Source organism: Halomonas organivorans, assembly GCF_014192055.1.
GTDB lineage: Bacteria > Pseudomonadota > Gammaproteobacteria > Pseudomonadales > Halomonadaceae > Halomonas > Halomonas organivorans.
In genome coordinates, this window is the sequence record NZ_JACHXM010000032.1 from 1 (window position 1) to 18,130 (window position 18,130).

Below are 18,130 nucleotides of genomic sequence, written 5' to 3' on the forward strand. Positions count from 1 at the left end.
TCCGGGCGAAGCCCGGCCGGGTTTTCTTCCAGCTTCAAGCTTATGACTTCAAGCTCCGGGCGAAGCCCGGCCGGGTTTTCTTCAAGCTTCCAGCTTACGCCCGCGGAGCGGGCGATCTTCCGGCTTATAGCGGGCGAAGCCCGGCTTACCCGCCCGCGACCGTCATCTCGTCGATCAGCCAGCTGCCGGTGTGAATGCTGCCACGGGTATCGGTATCGTCACCGACCCCCACCAATCCCTTGAACATCGCTTCCAGGTTGCCGGCAATGGTGAACTCCTCCACCGGATGCTGGATGCGTCCGTTCTCCACCCAGAAGCCCGCCGCACCGCGTGAGTAGTCGCCGGTGACACCGTTGACGCCCTGGCCCATCAGCTCGGTGACCAGCACTCCGCGATCCATGCGCGCCAGCAGCGCCTGCTGCGACTCGAGCGGCGCGGTGAGCCGCAGGTTGCGGGCGCCGCCGGCATTGCCGGTGGTGTCCATGCCCAGCCGCCGTGCGCTGTAGGCGGACAGCAGGTAGCTGACCAGCTGTCCCTGGTCGACGAAGACGTTGTCGCGTGTTTGCACGCCGTCGCCGTCGAAGGGGCTGCTGGCCATGCCTCCGATCAGCATCGGCTTCTCCTGCAGCGAGAACCACTCCGGAAACAGCGTATCGCCTAGCCGGTCGCAGAGAAACGAGGACTGCCGGTAGAGCGCGCCGCCGGCGATGGCACCGAGCAGGTGGCCGACCAGCCCCGACGCCAGGCTCGGGTCGAACAGCACCGGCATTCGCCCGGTGGCCGGGCGCTGCGCGCCGAGACGGCGCAAGGTGCGCTGCGCGGCGCTCTCGCCCACCGCCTCGGGGGCGAGCAGGTCACGAGCATCGCGGGCGCTCGTGTAGTCGTAGTCGCGCTGCATGCCATGCTCGTCCTCGGCGATCAGCATGCAGGACAGCGAGTGGCGGCTGCCCCGCTGGCTGCCGAGGAAACCGTGGCTGTTGGCATAGACCCGCACGCCCTCGCCGCTGGACAGCCCGGCGCCATCGGAGCTCTTGATGCCGGCCATGCCACGGCCGGCGGCCTCGCAGGCCAGCGCGATGTCGATCGCCTGCTCGGTGGAAAGCGCCCACGGATGGTGAACGTCGAGGTCCGGAAGCTCGCGAGCCATCAGCTCCGCCGGGGCGAGCCCGGAGGCGGGATCCTCCCCGGTGTGGCGGGCGATCGCCAGGGCCTTCTCGACCACGTCCTTGATCGACGCCTCGGAGGCGTCGGTGGACGAGGCGCTGCCCTTGCGCTGGCCGACGTAGACGGTCACCGCGATGCCCTGGTCCCGGGACAGCTCGACGGTCTCCACCTCACCCTCGCGAACATTGACGCCCACGCCCTGGTCGACGCTGGCGCCCACCTCGCAGGCATCGGCACCGAGTCGGCTGGCCAGCGCCAGGGCCGCCTCGGCGCGGGTTTCCAGCAGGCCCTGCTGGGCGGCGGCATCGAAAGCCTGTGTCATCGTCTTGACTCCTCACTCGACCGGCCCGGGGGCCGATACACAACATGGTCGTTTGGCCAGCCCGCCGCAGCGGGCTGGTATACTGGGTCCATTCCCACGCCCCGATGTTCAGGATTCAGGACGCCACATGACCCAGGATGATGTCTCTTCAGCCGACGAACGGCCCAGCAAGTCACAGCTCAAGCGTGAAATGCACGCCCTCCAGGAGCTCGGCGAACGACTGATCGCCATGCGCGAGGCCGAACGCGCCCGCTTCCCTCTCTCCGACGACCTGCTGGCAGCCATCGAGGAGACCGGCCGCATTCGCGCCAGGGAAGCCCGCCGCCGTCACATGCAGTACGTCGGCAAGCTGATGCGCCGCGAAGACCTCGAGGGCATCCAGGCGGTGTTCGACGAGATGGACCGCGAGCAGCTGCGCCGGGACCACGCCTTCCATCGCCTCGAGCAGTGGCGCGACCGCCTCGTCGAGGAGGACGGTGCCCTCGAAGCCTTCATCGCCGAGTACCCCGACGTCGACCGCCAGGCCCTGCGTCAGCTGATCCGCAACGCCCGCCGCGAGCGCGACCAGGGCAAGCCGCCGACCAACGCCCGCCGGCTGTTCAAGCTGATCCGCGAGACGGCCGAACTCTAGAGCCAGAAGCTTGAAGCCAGAAGCTGGAAGCTACCCCTGTTTAGGCATGGTTTCTCTTCCAGCTTCCAGCCGCGAAGCGGCGCTCTTCCAGCTTCCAGCTTCAGGACTGGGTGCCCCCCACGGTCAGCTCATCCAGCTTCAGCGTCGGCTGGCCGACGCCGACCGGTACGCCCTGCCCTTCCTTGCCGCACACGCCGATGCCGGTATCCAGCGCCAGGTCGTGGCCGATCATCGATACCTGACCCATGGCCTCGGGCCCGTTGCCGATCAGGGTGGCGCCCTTGACCGGGGCGGTGATGCGACCGTCCTCGATCAGGTAGGCTTCGCTGGCCGAGAACACGAACTTGCCCGAGGTGATATCCACCTGGCCGCCGCCGAAGCTCACCGCGTAGATGCCGCGGGAGACGCTTTTGATGATGTCGGCAGGATCGTCCTGGCCGGCGCGCATGTACGTGTTGGTCATGCGCGGCATCGGCAGGTGGGCGAAGGACTCGCGACGCGCATTGCCGGTGGGCGCCATGCCCATCAAGCGCGCGTTGAGCTTGTCTTGCATGTAGCCGGTGAGGATGCCGTCCTCGATCAGGGTCGTGCACTGGCCGGGCGTGCCTTCGTCGTCGACGCTCATCGACCCGCGTCGATCGGCCAGGGTCGCGTCGTCGACCACGGTCACCCCCGGGGCCGCCACGCGCTGGCCCATGCGGCCGGCGAAGGCCGAGCTGCCCTTGCGGTTGAAATCTCCCTCCAGGCCATGGCCCACCGCCTCATGAAGCAGGATGCCCGGCCAGCCGGCGCCCAGCACCACCGGCATCTGGCCGGCCGGGGCGTCCACCGCATCGAGATTGACGAGCGCCTGGCGCACCGCTTCCTTGGCGAAGCGCTCGGCGGCCTCGTCGTCACGCAGCCTGGCCATCGGGTAGCGGCCGCCACCGCCGGCGCTACCCCGTTCGCGACGACCGCCGCGCACGGCAATCACGCTGACATTGAAGCGCACCAGAGGACGGATATCGGCGGCCAGGGTGCCGTCGCTGGCACGCACCAGCACCACTTCGTAGACCCCGGTCAGCGAAGCGCTGACCTGGCTCACCGACGGGTCCGCCGCACGGGCCACGCGATCGGCCTGCTTGAGCATGGCGATCTTGTCATCGGCGGACAGCCCGGCGAGCGGATCGACGCCCGCATAGCGCGCCGTTGGCGCCGCCACCACCCGGGAGGCGACCGACAGGCGCTTGCCGCTACGCACGATACCGGCGGCGGTGCGTCCGGTGTCGGCCAGGGCGTCCATGGTGATCTGGTTGGAATAGGCAAAACCTGTCTTCTCGCCGGCCATGGCGCGCACGCCGACGCCGCCGTCGATATTGTAGCTGGCCTCCTTGACCTCACCGTCCTCCAGCACCCAGCCCTCGTGCCAGCTGCGCTGGAAATAGAGATCGGCGTAGTCGATGCCGGCCCCCAGGACATGGCCGAGTCCGGCGTCCAGAGCATCGAGATCGAGCCCACCGGGCGCCAGCAGCGCCTCGTCAGCCTGATCGAGCAGGGATTGCGTATGTGATGTCATTCGGCACTTTCCAGAGCGATGCGCGGTGAGGTCCAGGGACCCTCCACGCGATAGTGAATTCGGGTCACGCGGTCGAGGGCATCACCGAACAGCTTGTCGGCAATGAACAGCGCTCCGCCGACCACCGGCGCCCCGGCGATCACCGCCGCCAGCGGCAGATTGTTGCTCACCGGAAGCGTGACGCCGAGACGCTGGTCGAGTTCTCGCCGCGCCAGGTCGACGCTGCCCTCGAGGGTGAAGCGAGTGGCCGGGCCATCGATCTCCACCGGCCCTCGCGTCTCCAGTATCCCACCATACAGGGTCGCACTGCCGCTGACACGATCGAAGGCGGTGCCACGTCCGGTGACGTCGGAGAAGTCCAGTGTCAGGCGGCGCAGCAGGTTGTCCACATTGAGCAGGCCGACCACCCGCGCCGAGGGCGACTCCAGGTTGACGAAGCGGCCGTCGCGCAGCGCCACTTCAAGGTTGCCCCGCGAGCGCGCCAGGGCGAACTGCCAGGGCGCCCCCGGCCACGCCAGTTGGCCGTCGATGCGGGTCTCGGCATTGCGAATGGCGACCGGCTGACCGAGCGCCTCCAGGGCAGTGCCCAGATCCCGGCCATCCACGTCCAGCCGCGCTCGCGTCAGGCTGGCCTCGGGCCCGGTGGCCTCCCATACCAGGCTGCCACGGGCGCTGACCTGTCCCAGGGTCAGCCCCAGCGGCTCCACGACCAGCCGATCCGGCTCGGGCCGCCAGTAGGCGGTCAACGGGCCGAACCGCCGCCCCTGGTAGCTCAGGTCGGCGATCCGCAACCGCCCTGCCGGTAGCTCGCCAAGGGCCTTCGGGACCGCCGCCGGGGTCGGCGGCACCTCGAGCTCGTCGAGCAGCCGGCCGTCACTGCCACCGGCCGGGGCGGCGGACGGCAGCAGGCCATCGAGGCGCAGGCTGGACAGCGCAACATCCAGCGGCCGCTCCAGGCCCGGTCGATATTCGAGGCGACCGGCCAGCAGGCTGCCATCCAGCGCCAGCTGCCAGCCCCCGGGCACCGGCTCGCCCTCGGCAATCAACGAGCCCAGGCAATGGCCATCGACGCTCAGGCAGTCGGTGTCCAGGGTAAGATGCGACACCCCTTCGCTGGCCCCCGACCGGGCATTTCCCGCCCCCTGGGCCAGCGGTGCCAGAGCGCGCCCCCAGTCCGCCACCACCAGGCGGGGGAGATAGGCCTGCAACGACCAGCCAGGCTCGCCGGGCCAGGTCGTGGGGGCCTCGCGCCCCAGCCAGGCCTGCCCCTGGCCGCCACGCTCTGGGCGCCAGCGCCAGCCCAGGGCGCTGCCCAGGCGGCCCGACCAGGCGCCTTCCCCACCAAGCGCGAAGCGCAGGCGCAGTGCCCGGGTAGCACCGACCGCCTTGCCCAGCGGCGCGGGCAGGTCGATGGCCAGGCCCTGCAGATCGCTGCGCAGGTTCAGCGTCGGCGAGGCAGCCGACATGTCGACGTCGCCCTGCCAGTCGAGCCGGCCGGACAGCAGCTCGCCGCTGCCGGCCGGCGCCCCCAGCTCGGTGAGCGCCTCGGCCTGGGCGGTGCCCGAGAGGGCGACGCGCCCCTCGCCCGTGTCCAGATCGGCCCGAATGGGGCCACCGAGCAGGCTGCCCTCGAGGCGACCTTCGAGCGCCCCCTGCTCACCGCGCTGGTGCCAGGCCAACGGCCCCTTGATGGCGTGAAAGGCCAGCCCGCTGGGCCCGTGCGTCAGGCGCGTCAGGTCGGCGTCACCCTCGATATCCAGACGCAGCGAGTCCGGTTCGTCCAGCGACATTGCCAGCTCGAGAGCGGCATCGAGGCGGCCTTCGCCCTGCCAGTCCGCGGCCGCGTCGATGCCGTCGATCGGCAAGGCGGCGAGATAGCGCGACAGCGCCGGTGCATCGGCGTCGAGCGGCCCTTTCACCGACAGTCGCTCGCCCTCCAGGTGCACCTCGGCAGCGTGGGTCAGGACGCCGAGGCTCTCGGCACGATCCACCTCGGCGCTGAGCGTATCGTCACGCAGCGTCATCCGACCGGCCACGTTTTCCAGGGCCGGCCAGCCTTCGGCATAGGGGAGTCGGCCGTCCTCCACCGCCAGATCCAGGTCCAGCGTCGGGTCGATGGAGGCCAGGCCGGTGTCCGGTTTACGCAACGGCACGTGCAGGCGCAGCGAGCCCTGCGACACGCGACCGGCCAGGCCCCCGGCCAGCCACTCGGCGAGCTCGGGCGTCTCCTCGCGCAACAGCACCATGGGCAACCAGTCGGTCAGCGGTCGCGAGCGGGCATCCACGTCACGGAACGCCAGCGACAGGCCGAAACCACCGCGCGTCGGGCCGCCCACCGAGAGGCCAAAACTGCCCGTCACCTCGGCGCCGCGCCACCCCACCTCGAGACCACGGCCGCTGACGAAGCTGTGCGGCCCGTCGTAGCTCCAGCCCACCTCGCCGCGGGCATGGGACAGTTGCATCGGTGCCTCGAAGACCTTTGGAAAGGCCAACGCGGTGCCCTCGCCGCCCGCGAAGCGCACCCGCCCCCGCGTGCCGTCGGCCGTGAGCCACAGGTCCAGCGGGCCGCCGCCCGGGGCCTGCTGCCAGGGATCGACGGCCACCTGGCTGGCGCTGACTTGGGCCTGCCATTCGCCATCCCGTTGGCCAAGCCCCAGGGCATTCACCCGGCCTCTCGGGGCGAGCGCCGCCACACTGCGATCCAGCGCCTCGGGCAGCGGCAGGCGCGTCCGCCAGGCCGCCAGGGCGGCGAGGTCGAAGGGCCCGGTGGTGAGCCGCCAGTCACGCCCATCTCCCTCCAGGTACCAGTCACGCGGCAGGGGACGCCCGCCGGCCGAGGCCTCGGGGCCGACCACCTTGCTCGCATCGCCATGTACCCAGGCCTGCCAGTCGTCGGCGCCCGCTTCGCGGCGCCACTGGCCACGCAGCGAGGCATTCTCGAGCACGATGCCCGGCGTCTCGGCGGTATCCTGGGGCTGGCGCAGCGCCAAGCGCGGGGCGCTGACATCGAGCCGCGCGTCGGCCAATCGGCCGTGGGTCCAGCGCCCCCATAGCCGCGCGGCCCCCTCCATGTCGGTGAAGTCCGGCAGCGCCTCGACGCCGAACAGCGACGATAGCCCGGTCAGGCTATCGAGGCTCATGTTCGCCTGCAGGGCGGCGCCGAAGTCGTCGAGGCCGCCCTCGCCCGGCACCAGCTCCATGACCACCGCGGCGGCTTCGCCGGGGCGACCGCGCAGGCGGACCTGCCCTTCCAGGTGGGTACGGCGAGCATCGCCGACCATCAACAGCCGCGGCGCTTCGAGCACCGCCTCGCGCTCGCGGCCGTGGAGCACGACGTCGAGATCCTCGGCCCAGGCCCGCTGGCGGAGCAGTACGCCCACCCAGAAGTCCAGGCGCGCGAGATCGAATTCGCTATCGGGGATCAGTTCGGGGGGCACGTCGGCGGGCTCCGGCCAACGCCAGCGACCGTCCTCGGACTGATAGAGGTGCAGGGTGAGGCCGGACAGCCTCGCATCGGCCACTACCGGCATGCCGTCGCGAAGGCTGGCGGCGGCATCGAGCCGCAGGCTGGCGGCGTCCAGCTCGAGCAGCGGCCGCTCGCCGCCGTCGGGGCCGGCCCGCATCGTCAGCCCATGCACCTCGAGGGCAGGATCGAGACCGGCCAGCTTGCCGTCGATGCCCTCGAGGTTCACCGCGGCCTCGAAGCGGGCCGACAGCAGCGCCTCCAGGCGCGGCGTGAGCTGGTCGGCCTGGCCGAGCAGCAGTCGCAGCACCAGCGTCAGCAGCGCCACCACAGTGAGCGCCGCCGCCAGCAGCGTCAGGGACCAGCGAATGACCAGGCGAATCGGCGACATGGGCTCACATCAGCACGATGTCGTACTGCTCCTGGGAGTAGTGGGATTCGACCTGGAAGCGAATGGTCTTGCCGATGAACTCCTCCAGGTCGGCCACCGCCGCGGATTCCTCATCGAGCAACCGGTCGACCACCGACTGGGCGGCCAGCACCGTGTAGGTCTCGGCGCTGTAGGCACGTTCCTCGCGCAGGATCTCGCGAAAAATCTCGTAGCACACCGACTCCGGGGTCTTGAGGGTCCCCCGGCCGTGACAGGACGGACAGGCCTCGCACAGCGTCTGCTCCAGGCTCTCTCGAGTGCGCTTGCGCGTCACCTGTACCAGGCCCAGTTCGGTGATCCCGGTGCACTTGGTCTTGGCATGGTCGCGTTCCAGCGACTTTTCCAGCATCCGCAGCACCTGGCGCTGGTGCTCCGGATCCTCCATATCGATGAAATCGATGATGATGATGCCACCGAGGTTACGCAGCCGCAGCTGACGGGCGATGGCGGTGGCGGCCTCGAGGTTGGTCTTGAAGATGGTTTCCTCGAGATTGCGATGCCCCACGTAGCCACCGGTATTGACGTCGATGGTGGTCATCGCCTCGGTAGGATCGATCACCAGGTAGCCGCCGGACTTGAGCTGCACCTTGCGCCCCAGCGCCTTCTGGATCTCGTCCTCGACGCTGAACAGGTCGAAGATCGGCCGTTCGCCGGCGTAGTGTTCGATACGCTCCACCGCCGCGGGCATGAACTCCTCGGCGAACTCGACCAGCTTGACGTGGTTCTCCCGGGAGTCGATGCGCACCTTCTCGATGTCGTCGCGCATCACGTCGCGCAGCGTGCGCATGAACAGCGGCAGGTCATCGTAGATCACGCTGGGGGCGGAGGCGGTGACCTTGCGCTCGCTGACCTTGCGCCACAGCCGCAGCAGGAAATACATGTCCCCGGCCAGCTCCTCCTGGGTCACCCCTTCGGCGGCGGTACGCACGATGAAGCCGCCGGTGATCTCGATGGTCTGCTCGGCCTGGGCGGTCTCGATGAGTTCGCGCAGCCGCTCGCGCTCGCGTTCGTCCTCGATGCGCTGCGACACCCCGTTGTGCGGCGAATCGGGCATATAGACCAGATAGCGCGACGGCACCGAGAGGTGAGTGGTCAACCGCGCACCCTTGGAGCCGATCGGATCCTTGGTGACCTGCACCACCAGCGACTGCCCATCGTGGAGCAAGTGGGCGATGGAGACCTGTTCGTCGGCGGGGGTTCCCGGCGGCATCACCTCATGAGCATGGATGAAGGCAGCCCGCTCGAGGCCGATGTCGACGAAGGCAGCTTGCATGCCCGGCAGCACGCGAACCACCTTGCCCTTGTAGATGTTACCGACGATACCGCGGCGCCTGGCCCGCTCAATGAAGGCCTCCTGCAGCACGCCGTTCTCCACCACGGCGACACGGGTCTCCATCGGAGTCAGGTTGATGAGTACTTCACCGCTCATGCGGAAATCCTTGTCCAGAGGAAACTCGGAGCATTATGACATAGCCCTGACCTGGCGCGACTCGTTCCTCAGTTCTCGAACCACAGGGGAACGTCCTGGCGCGCCAGCAGTTCAGCGGTCTCGAACAGCGGCAGGCCGACCACCGCCGAATGGCTGCCTTCCAGGCGCGACACGAAGATCGCCGCGCGCCCCTGGATCGCATAGCCACCGGCCTTGTCGGCGGGCTCGCCGGTCGCCCAGTAGGCGGCGATCTCGTCGTCTTCGAGCTCGCGCAGCGCCACCTCGGTGGACACGCAGACGCTCAGCATACCGGCCGGCCCGACGACCGCCACCGCCGTCAGCACCCGATGGGTGCGCCCGGACAGCGAGCGCAGCATGGCGGCGGCGTGATCGCGATCGCGCGGCTTGCCGAGGATCGCATCATCGCACACCACCGCGGTGTCGGAACCCAGCGTCGGCAGCCTGGTGCCCGCCGCGCTGGCCTGCGCCTTCTCCTCGGCCAGGCGCAGCACATAGGCCTCGGGCGCCTCACCGGGGCGCGGCGTCTCGTCGATGTCCACCGGATGCACCTCGACCGGCACGCCGATCGACGCCAGAAGCTCGCGACGACGCGGCGAGGCGGAGGCCAAACGGATCAGCGGCGCGTCACTCGACTCATGCGGCATGCAGTCCTCCGGGCTCAGCTCTTGGCGGGGCGGCGCCGAAAGGCGCGAAACAGGGTCGTCAGCCAGGGCCACAGCAGCGCCCCGATCACCGAGGGCAGCAGGAAGGAGAGATGAATCGCGAAGGGACCCAGCAGCGTCCTGAGCCACTGTTCCACCAATTGCACCGTGCCCAGCAGCACCAGGATCAACACCGCCTGCTGGAGTAGCGAGTAAGCCCGGAAACGGGGATAGACCAGCGCGCACAGGAAGGCCAGTAGCGACAGCAGCAAGGCATTCTGGCCGAGCGGCGCGCCCTGGAGGAGATCCAGCAGGATGCCCAGCACGAAGCCATGAAAGACACCGACACGCTGCGGCGCCTTCATGCACCAGTAGATCAGCATCAGGCCCAGCCAGTCCGGCCGCCAGATCTGCCAGCCGTCGGCCAGGGGCATCACCTGCAGGCACAATGCCAACAGCAGGGTCAGCCAGATCCAGGGCAGGCTCGCCTCGGAACGCGTCGCCATCAGTCATCCTCCTCGACGGGGCCCATCACCTGCCGGGCGGCCTCTATCGCGCTCGGATCCAGCGACACTTGCCAGCCGCCACGCCCCAGGGCCTCGGGCGGTTCCGGCGGGAACAGCAGCAGGAAGTGGCGAGCACGCTGCAGCTGGGCCACCGGGCGAGCGTCGACCCGCGCGAAGGGTTCGCCGGGATCGTGAACCACGGCGGTGACTCGCGCCACCGGGTAACCGGCAGGGAAGCGGCCGGCCAGTCCGGAGGTCACCAGCAGGTCGCCCTCGCGGATATCAGCGGTATCGGGCACATGCAGCACGCTCAGGGTATCGTACTGGCCGGTGCCCTGAATGATGAAGCGCAGGCCGTTACGGTTGACCTGGATCGGCAGCGCATGACTGGCGTCGGCCACCAGCAGCACTCGGCTGGCATAGGCCGACACCGAGGTCACCTGCCCCACCAGTCCCGCGGCGTCCATCACCGGCTGACCGACGAACACCCCGTCACGGCGCCCGCGATCGATCACCATGCGGTGGCTGAAGGGATCAGGATCCAGGGACAGCAGCTCGGCGGTAATGAAGGGGATGTCGCGCTCGCGAGCGGCATCGAGCAGCTCGCGCAGCCGCACGTTCTCGGCGGTCAGGCTGGCCATGCGCTGAACCCGGTGCGAGAGGGTCAGGATCTGCTCGCGCAGCTGGCGATTCTCGTCCAGCAGTTCGCGCTGGTCCGAAAACGCCAGGGCCGCCCAGTTGAGGGCGTCACTGGGCAAGCTGACCAGCCACTGGATAGGAGCCACCAGCGTGGACAGCTGGGCCCGCACGGGCTCCATGCGCGTGAAACGCAGATCGGCGAACATCAGGGCCCCGGCGAGAAGCGCGCACAGCAGCATGCGATAGCCCGGCACCGATCCATGCGAGAACAGCGGTTTGATAACGCTCTCTCCCTATCTCCTTCGCGGCGCTCGGGGCCTTGCCGAGACGCCTGCCAGCACAGCACCACCGCGATGCATCATCCGCAACGGCAAGAGCCCTCGTCCGCCAAGGGGCGTTGAGTGATGTTGCAAGCGACGAGAGGCAGGCGCCTGATCCGGTCGCCGCCGGGACAATAGCGCCCAACATGTCGCCGGCAGCATCAAGGGGCGGCAGCCACGGCACTCTGGCGCCGCCGGCAACCAGGCTCACGCCCGACGCTCCCAGACCTCTTGCCTTGCCACGGGACGCCGAGCGCATCAATCATTCAGGACTTTCGTCAGTCGCTGGAGAGCAGCTCGAACGTATGCTGATCGATCATCTCGAGCGCCTTGCCGCCCCCGCGAGCCACGCAGGTCAGCGGATCCTCGGCGACCACCACCGGCAGCCCGGTCTCCTCGGCAATCAACTTGTCGAGATCGCGCAGCAGCGCACCGCCGCCGGTCAGCACCAGGCCGCGCTCGGCGATGTCGGAGGCCAGCTCGGGGGGCGACTGCTCCAGCGCGCTCTTCACGGCAGCGACGATGGAGCCCAGCGTCTCCTGCAGCGCGTCGAGGATCTCGTGGGAGTTCAGCGTGAAACTGCGCGGGATGCCTTCGGCCAGGTTACGGCCGCGCACATCGATCTCGCGCAGCTCGCCGCCGGGATAGGCGCAGCCGATCTCTTCCTTGATGCGCTCGGCGGTGGACTCGCCGATCAGGCTGCCATAGTGACGGCGCACGTAGGCGATGATCGCCTCGTCGAAGCGGTCGCCGCCGACGCGAATGGACTCGGAGTAGACCACACCGTTGAGCGAGATGATGGCGATCTCGCTGGTGCCGCCGCCGATGTCGACGACCATCGAGCCCTGGGCCTCCTCGACCGGCAGGCCGGCGCCGATCGCCGCGGCCATCGGCTCCTCGATCAGGAACACCTCGCGGGCCCCGGCACCCTCGGCGGACTCCTTGATGGCGCGACGCTCCACCTGGGTCGACATGCAGGGCACGCAGACCAGCACCCGCGGGCTGGGCGTCAGGAAGGTGCTCTGATGGACCTTGCGGATGAAGTACTGCAACATCTGCTCGGTAACGGTGAAGTCGGCGATGACGCCGTCCTTCATCGGCCGGATGGCGGTGATGTTGCCGGGGGTGCGACCCAGCATGCGCTTGGCGTCGGCGCCCACGGCAGCCACGCTGCGCATGTTGCCGGACTGGCGAATCGCCACCACCGACGGCTCGTCGAGCACGATGCCGCGCCCGCGGACATAGATCAGCGTATTGGCCGTCCCCAGGTCGATCGACAGATCGCTGGAAAACAGCCCCCTCAAACGTTTGAACATGAAGTCGTTACCTAGTGCAGACCGGGAACCCTGTGCGGGGGCAAACCGTATCACTGCACCCCACGGGCGGCAAGCGCCACGCCACCGGCCCTGCCCGCCAAGCCGCGAATGTGGTACCTTCTGCGGTCTTTTCCCCCACCCTTTCGAGGACATCCGATCATGGCGCTTGAACACGCAGACGTTCTCAGGGCCGCCCATCTGGCCCGACTCGGCCTGGACGAGGGTGAGGCCGACCGCTATCTCGACGACCTGGGCCGCATCCTGGAGATGGTCGACCAGCTGCAGTCGCTCGACACCGATGGCGTCGAACCGCTGGCCCACCCGCTGGACGCCACCCAGCGCCTGCGCGCCGACGAGGTCACCGAGGGCGATCAGCGCGAGACCTTCCAGCGCTGCGCCCCGGCGGTGGAGAACGGCCTCTACCTGGTGCCGCGGGTCGTCGAATGACCGCCTCCTCTTTTCATCGTCAATGACATGTCATCACGGAGCCCCGGCCCCATGCACGACCAGACACTGACCGGACTCGCCGCCGCCCTGGCCGCCGGCGAGTTCTCCAGCCGCGAGCTGACCGAGCACCTGCTCGCGCGCATCGAGCGCCATGACGGCGTCTTGAACAGCTTCATCACCGTCACCGGCGAGCAAGCCCTGGCCGCCGCCGATGCCGCCGACGCCGCCCGTGCCCGCGGCGAGGCCGGCCCGCTGATCGGCCTGCCGCTGGCGCTGAAGGACATCTTCTGCACCCGGGGCGTGAAGACCAGCTGCGGCTCGAAGATGCTCGACACCTTCACCGCGCCCTATGACGCCACCGTGGTCGAGAAGCTCGCCGCCGCCGGCACCCTGAGCCTCGGCAAGACCAACATGGACGAGTTCGCCATGGGCTCCTCCAACGAGAACAGCCACTACGGCCCGGTCAAGAACCCCTGGGACCTCGGCGCCGTGCCGGGCGGCAGCTCCGGCGGCAGCGCCGCAGCCGTCGCCGCGGGCCTGGTGCCGGCGGCGCTCGGCACCGACACCGGCGGCTCGATCCGCCAGCCGGCGGCCTTCTGCGGCATCACCGGCTTGAAGCCCACCTACGGTCGCGTCTCGCGCTACGGCATGGTGGCCTACGCCTCGAGCCTCGACCAGGCCGGCCCCATGGCCCGTTCGGCCTCCGACTGCGCCCACCTGCTCGGCGCCATCGCCGGCCACGACCTGCGCGACTCCACCAGCGTGGCGCGCGGCGTGCCGGACTATACCGAGGGCCTCGAGGCACCGCTGTCCGGCCTCAAGATCGGCCTGCCCAAGGAATACTTCGGCGACGGCCTGTCCGCCGAGGTGGAAAGCGCGGTGCGCGAGGCGATCAAGGTCTACGAATCGCTCGGCGCCACGGTGCGCGAGGTCAGCCTGCCGCACACCCACTATGCGATCCCGGCGTATTACGTGATCGCCCCGGCCGAGGCCTCCTCCAACCTGTCACGCTATGACGGCGTGCGCTTCGGCCATCGCTGCGAGAATCCGACCGACCTCATCGACCTCTACAAGCGCAGCCGCGCCGAAGGCTTCGGCGAGGAAGTCAAGCGACGCATCCTGATCGGCACCCACACCCTCTCCGAGGGCTTCTTCGACGCCTACTACAAGCAGGCGCAGAAGGTTCGCCGACTGATCCGCCAGGACTTCCTCGACGCCTTCGAGGCGGTCGACGTGCTGATGGGCCCGGCATCGCCGACCCCGGCCTTCGACCTGGGCGCCAACAAGGATCCGGTATCGATGTACCTGCAGGACATCTACACCATCGCTGTCAACCTGGCCGGCATCCCCGGCATCAGCGTGCCGGCCGGTTTCGCCGGTGGACGCCCCGTGGGCCTGCAGATCCTCGGCACCCACTTCGCCGAAGCCCAGTTGCTCAACGTCGCCCACCAGTTCCAGCAGGCCACCGACTGGCACCTGCGTCGTCCCGACCTCGCCGAGGAGACCGCCTGATGCAATGGGAAACCGTGATCGGGCTGGAGGTCCACGTCCAGCTCGCCACCCGCTCCAAGATCTTCTCCGGCGCCTCCACCGCGTTCGGCGCCGAGCCCAACACCCAGGCCTGCGCCGTCGACCTGGGCCTGCCGGGCGTGCTGCCGGTGCTCAACGAACAGGCGGTGGCCATGGCCGTGCAGTTCGGCCTGGGCATCCACGCCGAGATCCCCGAGGTCTCGGTGTTCGACCGCAAGAACTACTTCTATCCGGACCTGCCCAAGGGCTACCAGACCAGCCAGATGTACGAGCCGATCGTCGGCCCGGGTGAAGTCGAGATCCTGCTCGACGACGGCGAGCGCAAGACCGTCCGCGTGCATCATGCCCACCTCGAGGAGGACGCCGGCAAGTCGCTGCACGAGGACTTCCACGGCATGACCGGGATCGACCTCAACCGCGCCGGCACGCCGCTGCTGGAGATCGTCTCCGAGCCCGACATGCGCAGCGCGAAGGAGGCGGCCGCCTATCTCAAGGCCATCCACTCCATCGTCACCTATCTCGGCATCAGTGACGGCAACATGGCCGAGGGCTCGATGCGCTGCGACGTCAACGTGTCGGTGCGCCCCAAGGGCCAGGAGGCCTTCGGCACCCGCGCCGAGATCAAGAACGTCAACTCCTTCCGCTTCGTCGAGCGCGCCATCGAGTTCGAGGTCGAACGCCAGGTCGAGCTGCTCGAGGACGGCGGAAAGGTGGTCCAGGAGACTCGCCTCTTCGACCCCGAGGCCGACGAGACCCGCAGCATGCGCACCAAGGAGGAAGCCAACGACTACCGTTACTTCCCCTGCCCCGACCTGCTGCCGGTGGTGCTCGACCAGGCCTATGTCGACCACCTGCGCGGCAACCTGCCGGAGCTGCCGGCCGCCAAGCGCGAGCGCTTCCAGAACGAGCTCGGCCTCTCCGCCTACGACGCCGGCGTGCTCTCGGCGAGCCGCGCCATGGCCGAGTACTTCGAACGGGTCCACGAGGTCTGCGGCGACGCCAAGCAGGCCGCCAACTGGGTCCAGGGCGAGCTGTCCGGCGCACTGAACCGCGAGGGCCTGGCCATCGCCGACAGCCCGGTCTCGGCCGACCAGCTCGGCGGCCTCATCGTCCGAGTGATAGACGACACCATCAACGGCAAGGCCGCCAAGCAGGTGTTCCAGGCCCTTTGGCACGGCGAGGGCGGGGGCGAAAACAATAGCGCCGACGCCATCATCGAGGCCAAGGGCCTGAAGCAGGTCACCGACACCGGCGCCATCGAGGCGATGATCGACCAGGTCATCGCCGACAGCCCAGCCCAGGTGGCCCAGTACCGCGACGCCGAACCCGACAAGCGCGGCAAGATGATCGGCTACTTCGTCGGCCAGGTGATGAAGGCCTCGCGCGGCACCGCCAACCCCCAGCAAGTCAACAAGCTGCTCAAGGAAAAGCTCGACGCCCTGTGCTGAGCACATCGGGCGGGCCTCACCGGCCCGCCCCGTCGACTTCAGAGGACGACCCATGGCAGAAGATGTCGGCGCGCGCTTGCGCGCCCTGCGCAACCTGAGGGGCATTTCCCAGCGCGAGCTGGCCAAGCGCTGCGGCGTGACCCACTCCAGCCTGTCGCTCATCGAACAGGGCAAGGTCAGCCCCTCGGTGAGCTCGCTGAAGAAGATTCTCGACGCCATTCCGATGAGCGTCGGCGACTTCTTCACCATGGACCTGGAGAGCCGCGACCAGGTGTTCTATTCGGCCGACGAACTGGCCGACGTGGGCACCGGCGACGTGATCTACAAGCTGGTAGGCGGCAACCGGGCGACCCGGGTGCTCAACTTCATGGTCGAGACCTACCCCTCCGGCGCCGACACCGGCCGCGAAATGATCGCCCACCAGGGCGAGGAAGCCGGCGTGGTGCTGGAAGGCGAGATCGAGATCACCATCGGCGCCGAGACCCGCGTACTCGGTCCAGGCGAGGCCTACTACTTCGACACCAACGTCCCCCACCGCTTTCGCAACGTCGGCGAGGTCGCCTGCCGCCTGATCAGCTGCGCCACCCCCGCCCGCAGCTTCTGACCCACTCGGGCCGCGCCGAACCGTCGCCACAGGCCGGCCCTACCCGGCCTCACCGTGCCAACGCTCCTCGTTGTCGTCATCTCGCTTTGACAGCCATCGTCGCCGATGGGAATATCTGGAAACATTTTCCAAATATTCGAGGAATGCCCATGCCGATCGTCAATATCCAACTGATCGAAGGCCGCAGCGCCGAGCAGAAGGAAGCGCTGATCGAGAAGGTCACGGCCGCCTGCGTCGACAGCATCGACTGCACGCCAGAGAGCGTACGCGTCGTGCTCTCCGACGTGGCGATCCAGGACTTCGGCCTGTGCGGCGAATCGGTCGCCAAGCGCCGCGCCGCCAAGGAAACCGCGTCCTGACCCACTCCAGGCAAGAGGGGGCATGCGGGCTCGCGCCACCGCCTGCCCCCGGCCGATAATGAACCGACCGCCCCGCCACCCCACGCTTCTCCGCCACTTTCCCCAGCCGCGCCGCACGGAACAGGGAAGCCCCAGGCGCCTCGACTCACGCCACCGGCATACGCCTCACGACCGCCCCGATGACGACACGGGAAGCCCCTCCACTCGGGCAAGGTGCCTGGACGCCTCACGCCGAGCGACAGACCATACGACATAGCGCGTCGATCGGCTTCGAGTCGGCGCCCTTGCGCCAGGCCAGCATCAGCTGCGAGGAAATCGGCAGATCGTCCAGCTCATAGGCGACCAGGTCGTTCTCTCCCCGCGCCATGATGCTCGGCATGATGGCATACCCCATCCCCGCGGCCACCAGGCTACGAATGGTGATGTCGTCATGACACTCCTGGACGGTATTGGGCACGATGCCGGCTTGATGGAAGCAGCGATCGACCCTGTCGTAGCTGCCCGGGGTCGAATCGCGGCTGAAGCGAATGAAGGGCGCGTCGGCAAAGGCGCGTAACTCGGTCGGCAGCGACTCGGTAAGAGGATGACGCCGGCTGGCAACGATGGCCATGCGATAACGGGCAATCGGCAAGTAGGCTAACCGGGGGTCATCTTCCCGCTCGGTGAACAGAATGCCCGCATCGATCTCCCCCTCGACAATGGCTCGCGCCTGCGGGCCCGAGAGCATCGATTCCAGAGCCAACCGAATGCTCGGGTGCTCTGCACGGAAACGGCTGATCAGGTTCGAGATGCTCGGAATGCAGGAATGAATGGTGGTGATACCGATCGACAGGGCATCGCTATAGCCATCGGAGATGGCGCGGGCTTTCTTGGCCACGCTATCCAGCTCGGCCATCAGCCTGCGGCCATGATCATAGAGAAACTGACCCGCATGGGTCAGCGACACACCCTTGCGATCACGCTCGAGCAGCCGGGCGCCCACCTGCTCCTCCAGCAGGCGTATCTGGCGAGTCAATGCAGGCTGGGCGACGGGTATCCTCCCGGCGGCTCGCGTGATGGAGCCCGCCTCTACCACGGCCAGGAAATACTTCAGTTTCTTGGTATCCATTGAGCTGCCTCACCCCTCGAATCGAGCAGCATATCAAAAAAGCATGACCGCATAGGAAAGAAGTATTTTTTCTCGCCTACCTACCTGAACATACTGAAAAAAACTTGCCGAACAGGCGCCGATGTCGGACGTCTCGGCCGCCGGACGATGCGCTCCCCTCTTCATGAGCCAATGCCCTTTTCATGCCACTACCTCGC

General features: G+C 68.2%; 16 protein-coding genes. 7 read left to right on the top strand and 9 right to left on the bottom strand.

All coding sequences use genetic code 11. The features are described 5' to 3' along the window. Positions 1 to 194 (top strand): hypothetical protein (locus tag FHR96_RS22355; protein ID WP_221195887.1); only part of this gene is annotated, 194 nt, incomplete at its 5' end. On the opposite strand, the gene pmbA is transcribed toward FHR96_RS22355, so the two are convergent. Beyond that, positions 146 to 1,486: a metalloprotease PmbA gene (gene pmbA, locus FHR96_RS19285; RefSeq protein ID WP_183389355.1), complete on the bottom strand. Its 1,341-nt coding sequence runs from the start codon at positions 1,484 to 1,486 to the stop codon at positions 146 to 148. The two genes, FHR96_RS22355 and pmbA, sit on opposite strands and share 49 nt — an antisense overlap. A 127-nt stretch (positions 1,487 to 1,613) precedes the next feature. Between pmbA and yjgA the strand changes: the two genes are divergently transcribed. Continuing rightward, the gene (gene yjgA / locus FHR96_RS19290; RefSeq protein WP_183389356.1) at positions 1,614 to 2,117 is read left to right on the top strand and encodes a ribosome biogenesis factor YjgA; all 504 of its coding nucleotides are present in this window, start codon (positions 1,614 to 1,616) and stop codon (positions 2,115 to 2,117) included. 100 nt (positions 2,118 to 2,217) lie between these two features. Here the strand turns inward: yjgA and tldD are convergent, their stop codons facing one another. The 7 genes from tldD to FHR96_RS19325 all read right to left on the bottom strand — a co-directional run bounded on the left by tldD (position 2,218) and on the right by FHR96_RS19325 (position 12,437). Continuing rightward, positions 2,218 to 3,672, bottom strand: a complete 1,455-nt coding sequence (tldD, locus tag FHR96_RS19295; protein ID WP_183389357.1) for a metalloprotease TldD — start codon at positions 3,670 to 3,672, stop codon at positions 2,218 to 2,220. Next, complete coding sequence (locus tag FHR96_RS19300) at positions 3,669 to 7,526, bottom strand: YhdP family phospholipid transporter (RefSeq protein ID WP_183389358.1); 3,858 nt, start codon at positions 7,524 to 7,526, stop codon at positions 3,669 to 3,671. The genes tldD and FHR96_RS19300 overlap by 4 nt, the downstream gene beginning before the upstream one ends. A 4-nt stretch (positions 7,527 to 7,530) precedes the next feature. Further along, positions 7,531 to 8,994, bottom strand: coding sequence for a ribonuclease G (gene rng / locus FHR96_RS19305; RefSeq protein WP_183389359.1), 1,464 nt, complete (start codon positions 8,992 to 8,994; stop codon positions 7,531 to 7,533). Between the two features lie 68 nt (positions 8,995 to 9,062). Next, positions 9,063 to 9,659, bottom strand: coding sequence for a Maf family protein (locus FHR96_RS19310; protein WP_183389360.1), 597 nt, complete (start codon positions 9,657 to 9,659; stop codon positions 9,063 to 9,065). A gap of 14 nt (positions 9,660 to 9,673) precedes the next feature. Further along, a complete protein-coding gene (mreD, locus tag FHR96_RS19315; protein WP_183389361.1) occupies positions 9,674 to 10,162 on the bottom strand; it encodes a rod shape-determining protein MreD in 489 nt (162 codons plus the stop codon). Continuing rightward, positions 10,162 to 11,040: a rod shape-determining protein MreC gene (mreC, locus tag FHR96_RS19320; protein ID WP_183389362.1), complete on the bottom strand. Its 879-nt coding sequence runs from the start codon at positions 11,038 to 11,040 to the stop codon at positions 10,162 to 10,164. The genes mreD and mreC overlap by 1 nt, the downstream gene beginning before the upstream one ends. A 359-nt stretch (positions 11,041 to 11,399) precedes the next feature. Beyond that, positions 11,400 to 12,437, bottom strand: coding sequence for a rod shape-determining protein (locus FHR96_RS19325; protein WP_016854442.1), 1,038 nt, complete (start codon positions 12,435 to 12,437; stop codon positions 11,400 to 11,402). 159 nt (positions 12,438 to 12,596) lie between these two features. Between FHR96_RS19325 and gatC the strand changes: the two genes are divergently transcribed. From gatC to FHR96_RS19350, 5 genes are all read left to right on the top strand, one after another. Continuing rightward, entirely contained in the window at positions 12,597 to 12,884 is a 288-nt protein-coding gene (gene gatC, locus FHR96_RS19330; protein WP_183389363.1) for an Asp-tRNA(Asn)/Glu-tRNA(Gln) amidotransferase subunit GatC, read from the top strand. 51 nt (positions 12,885 to 12,935) lie between these two features. Beyond that, positions 12,936 to 14,396, top strand: coding sequence for an Asp-tRNA(Asn)/Glu-tRNA(Gln) amidotransferase subunit GatA (gene gatA / locus FHR96_RS19335; RefSeq protein ID WP_183389364.1), 1,461 nt, complete (start codon positions 12,936 to 12,938; stop codon positions 14,394 to 14,396). Beyond that, positions 14,396 to 15,862, top strand: coding sequence for an Asp-tRNA(Asn)/Glu-tRNA(Gln) amidotransferase subunit GatB (gene gatB, locus FHR96_RS19340; RefSeq protein ID WP_183389365.1), 1,467 nt, complete (start codon positions 14,396 to 14,398; stop codon positions 15,860 to 15,862). The genes gatA and gatB overlap by 1 nt, the downstream gene beginning before the upstream one ends. A 52-nt stretch (positions 15,863 to 15,914) precedes the next feature. After that, on the top strand, positions 15,915 to 16,466 hold the full coding sequence (locus tag FHR96_RS19345; protein ID WP_183389366.1) for a cupin domain-containing protein: 552 nt from the start codon (positions 15,915 to 15,917) through the stop codon (positions 16,464 to 16,466). 149 nt (positions 16,467 to 16,615) lie between these two features. Continuing rightward, complete coding sequence (locus tag FHR96_RS19350; RefSeq protein WP_183389367.1) at positions 16,616 to 16,825, top strand: tautomerase family protein; 210 nt, start codon at positions 16,616 to 16,618, stop codon at positions 16,823 to 16,825. A gap of 226 nt (positions 16,826 to 17,051) precedes the next feature. On the opposite strand, the gene FHR96_RS19355 is transcribed toward FHR96_RS19350, so the two are convergent. Then, on the bottom strand, positions 17,052 to 17,933 hold the full coding sequence (locus tag FHR96_RS19355) for a LysR family transcriptional regulator (protein ID WP_183389368.1): 882 nt from the start codon (positions 17,931 to 17,933) through the stop codon (positions 17,052 to 17,054). Positions 17,934 to 18,130 lie beyond the last annotated feature (197 nt).

Excerpts from the sequence above, each read along its gene's own strand:
- pmbA (WP_183389355.1), bottom strand. The coding sequence starts at position 1,486 with ATGACACAGGCTTTCGATGCCGCCGCCCAGCAGGGCCTGCTGGAAACC.
- yjgA (WP_183389356.1), top strand. The coding sequence starts at position 1,614 with ATGACCCAGGATGATGTCTCTTCAGCCGACGAACGGCCCAGCAAGTCA.
- tldD (WP_183389357.1), bottom strand. The coding sequence starts at position 3,672 with ATGACATCACATACGCAATCCCTGCTCGATCAGGCTGACGAGGCGCTG.
- FHR96_RS19300 (WP_183389358.1), bottom strand. The coding sequence starts at position 7,526 with ATGTCGCCGATTCGCCTGGTCATTCGCTGGTCCCTGACGCTGCTGGCG.
- rng (WP_183389359.1), bottom strand. The coding sequence starts at position 8,994 with ATGAGCGGTGAAGTACTCATCAACCTGACTCCGATGGAGACCCGTGTC.
- FHR96_RS19310 (WP_183389360.1), bottom strand. The coding sequence starts at position 9,659 with ATGCCGCATGAGTCGAGTGACGCGCCGCTGATCCGTTTGGCCTCCGCC.
- mreD (WP_183389361.1), bottom strand. The coding sequence starts at position 10,162 with ATGGCGACGCGTTCCGAGGCGAGCCTGCCCTGGATCTGGCTGACCCTG.
- mreC (WP_183389362.1), bottom strand. The coding sequence starts at position 11,040 with ATGCTGCTGTGCGCGCTTCTCGCCGGGGCCCTGATGTTCGCCGATCTG.
- FHR96_RS19325 (WP_016854442.1), bottom strand. The coding sequence starts at position 12,437 with ATGTTCAAACGTTTGAGGGGGCTGTTTTCCAGCGATCTGTCGATCGAC.
- gatC (WP_183389363.1), top strand. The coding sequence starts at position 12,597 with ATGGCGCTTGAACACGCAGACGTTCTCAGGGCCGCCCATCTGGCCCGA.
- gatA (WP_183389364.1), top strand. The coding sequence starts at position 12,936 with ATGCACGACCAGACACTGACCGGACTCGCCGCCGCCCTGGCCGCCGGC.
- gatB (WP_183389365.1), top strand. The coding sequence starts at position 14,396 with ATGCAATGGGAAACCGTGATCGGGCTGGAGGTCCACGTCCAGCTCGCC.
- FHR96_RS19345 (WP_183389366.1), top strand. The coding sequence starts at position 15,915 with ATGGCAGAAGATGTCGGCGCGCGCTTGCGCGCCCTGCGCAACCTGAGG.
- FHR96_RS19350 (WP_183389367.1), top strand. The coding sequence starts at position 16,616 with ATGCCGATCGTCAATATCCAACTGATCGAAGGCCGCAGCGCCGAGCAG.
- FHR96_RS19355 (WP_183389368.1), bottom strand. The coding sequence starts at position 17,933 with ATGGATACCAAGAAACTGAAGTATTTCCTGGCCGTGGTAGAGGCGGGC.